The organism is Halobacteriovorax sp. (assembly GCF_041587335.1).
Taxonomy (GTDB): Bacteria; Bdellovibrionota; Bacteriovoracia; order Bacteriovoracales; family Bacteriovoracaceae; genus Halobacteriovorax.
In genome coordinates, this window is sequence record NZ_JBFGYP010000217.1 from 1 (window position 1) to 3,178 (window position 3,178).

The window sequence follows — 3,178 nt, forward strand, 5'->3', positions numbered from 1 at the left end:
ACCGATGAGAGATAATAGATTAGAAGATTATTTAAGGAAACTAATGAGCTTTAAGAATAAAATCTATTCACTAGTACTGTTAACCTCTGTAGTAAGTGGACCGACAGTAATCTCTAAAGAGGAGAGCACAAGGTGTGTAGAGTCAAAGCATGCTCTAAGAGAACTTGAGACTAGAGTTTTTGATGAAAAGAATGTAGCTGGATCTGATAAAGCGTTAAGAGACCTAGAGGCCGAAAAGTTAAAACTAGAGGCTCAAAAGTCTATTGCTGATACATTTAAAAATATTCACTCTCAAAGAGAAGAGTTTCTAAAAAGACTCAACCCTACAAATCCCAACTCATTTTATTCAAAATCAATGAATGCTAAAACAGCAGTTCAAGAGACACAAAAACAAATCATTAGTAATTATATATTAACTTCTATAACAAGTAGTATTTCTGCAATTCTAGAAAAAGATAACTTTTTAGAAACTGATGATAAAGATATATTAAATAGTCCTGAGTGGAAAAGCTCAAAAAGTAGTTACGAAAAATTTAAAATACTAGCGAACGGAAACCCTTATAAGTATATAAAGTCTCGTTGTGAAGCTTTAGGCTTAAAAGGTACACCTAATGATCCATGTACAAACTTTACAGATATTGAAGAAAAGTCAGTACTGACTATTTTCATGCAAACAAATCAAGATATGGTTGGGGATGTAACTAATAATTTCTTTGAAGCGTACGATATAGCAAATTCAGAAAAGTCAAATATTGATGATGCTTTAAGAAAAATTCAAAAAGAGAAAATTACTAACTATGTTGATGTAGACAATTTAACTAAAGAAAGAACTATATTAATTTCTGCATTGTTAGAGAAAAATAAATCTAATGGTCTCCTTGATAGAGAAAACTTGTCTACTTTTTTTAAAGTAAACTCTATTGATCCACAGACAGATACATTTACTTCAAACCCAATGAAATCAAGAGCACCATCATCAAATATAGATTACTCATTAGATAATATAGTGAAAATGGAAAAAGACTTTGAAGAAGCTAAAGAGTGCTTTACTAAAAAGGCATTTGGAATAGATATTCGCTGCACTGGAGACAAGTCAATATCTAACTTCTTTAACAAAATAAATGATTTATCTTTTAGCAAAGTTAATTACCCAGACAACGCAGAACAGAATTTAGAAAATAACAAAGAAGTAAGTAAGTTTAATGCGAACTCACTTGTCTCTGGTATTGCAAAAGGTGAATTAAACTCTCTAAGATTACTTGGCCGCGATCTTTCTAATAACCAAAAATTCGATCAAATGAAAGAGATTTGCTCAAGTCTTGCTCCTTTTGATAGCCCTCGCTTTGTTCAAAGCCTTTGGGACTGTGTAGATAAATTGAACTCAGAAAACAAATCAAATAGCGGTATTGCTAAAAAAATATCAGATATTGATTTAAAGTTATTAAATCTAAATAAAGAGCTAACAACACACAGAGATCTTGCTAAGAAAAAATATGGAGATCTTGTAAAATATGCTGCTGCAACGGCCAAAGAATACTGTAATGATAGCCCTTCTGAATATAAACAAAGCTGTGTAGGTAGTGAGAACAATATTACAACACTGGTATTTGGAGATGATAAGTTTCTAACGAACTTAGATAATATTGAATGGAATATGTCAGGAAAAAAAGAGACTGAAGAAATTTTAAGTAATGTTAATCAGAAATGTACGCCTCTAGTAACAAAAGCAAGACAAAAGTCTGCCGCCAATTCACAACTGAAGACAGGTATTACAACTAAATCTGATGCAACAATAGAGAACCTATGTACATTTGCAAAAAATGATCTAAATAACCTAAATACAAGGACTCCTTCAGCTAAGCAAAAAGAGTTTAGAAGAAACTTCAACACGCACTATGATAGATCATCTGGAAAGATGGTTAGTACAAAGAAAACAGGTATTGGAACAATGATTGCCAAGTCTGTTGGAACTTCTTTAATTAACAACGGCCTACCACTTTACTTGCAAAATAGTTCATTTAAAAATAACTTACCATACCAAACGAATATGGCACTTTATCAGAAAAACTATTTATACATCATGAATAACCCTCAGTACTGGGGAACAGGACTGTTTACAGGCTATGGTGTTTCCAGCTCATTGAATGGGTATGCGACTTCAGGCTATTACAACTTCTCTAACTAGACATCTCTAGACAACTAAAATGGGCAACTATATTCATGCCCTTTGAGTCAACAAATACAACATCAAACATTTACAGCATAAAAGTCTGTAATATCAGTCCCCTACAATCCCTTATACAATTTCAAGATAATCTTCAACTCTAATTCAGTATTAGCGTAAAATATAAAAAAGACAATTTTACCTAGGTACTTCTTAAATACGTCTTTTCTTAAATAAAGCTCTTAAATACCCGATTAGATACTGAGGAGTCGAGCTAACAAAATGGATTTAAAAAAATATATAAACATTCTTATCGTATTATTTACAGTGACACTGGTTTCTTGTGTCGATGCAGGTAGTGGCGGAAAGAGAAAGTCTTCCTCTTCTCAAGAAGCTTCATCTGATGAAGTTGATGATAGCAATAGTGAGGAAACGACAGAAGCATATTGGTTCTTTGATGGAGAAAAAGTCGAAGGTACAATTACGATTAATCAAAATATACAAACTGTCGGTTACTTAAGAGGGAGTACAATACATGACTTCCTAAATACTGATAGTAATTCATCAAAACAATACTGCTTAGTAGGAAGTTATCAAGACAACTCACTACCAAAGAACACACTCAACGTAAGAGCAGTTCCAATAGTTATTACAAATACTTCAACGGCAAGTATAGAAAGACTTTTTAGAATAGACTTTATTGAAGAGTCAGTGAACTCTGTTCAGTGTGGCGCATCTGTAAGTGTATTAGATGTTAATGGAGAGATAGATACTACTAGATCACCTAACCCTGCTTTTTCACCAGCAACAGTTTGTCCAACTTGTACAAGTTCATTTACAACAAGTAATATCAGTCTCTACGAATACTCATCCCTTGCAATTAGTGATAGCACAAGAATTGAATCTGCATTCTCAGGACTTGCAACAACAAACCTTAGAATAAATCCTGCTAATACAACAACAGATCCAGTGAGCAGCTGTAGTAACTCACAATGTGCTGCTGAAGGTCTCGAC

2 protein-coding genes are annotated in these 3,178 nt (G+C 33.1%); both read left to right on the forward strand.

Features of this window, described 5'->3' with window-relative positions; genetic code table 11:
* Positions 1 to 2,185: hypothetical protein (locus ABX784_RS16440; RefSeq protein WP_372656149.1), on the forward strand; the 2,185-nt coding region annotated here is incomplete at its 5' end.
* 261 nt (positions 2,186 to 2,446) lie between these two features.
* Positions 2,447 to 3,178, forward strand: a 732-nt coding sequence (locus tag ABX784_RS16445) for a hypothetical protein (protein ID WP_372656150.1), incomplete at its 3' end; no start/stop codon positions are given.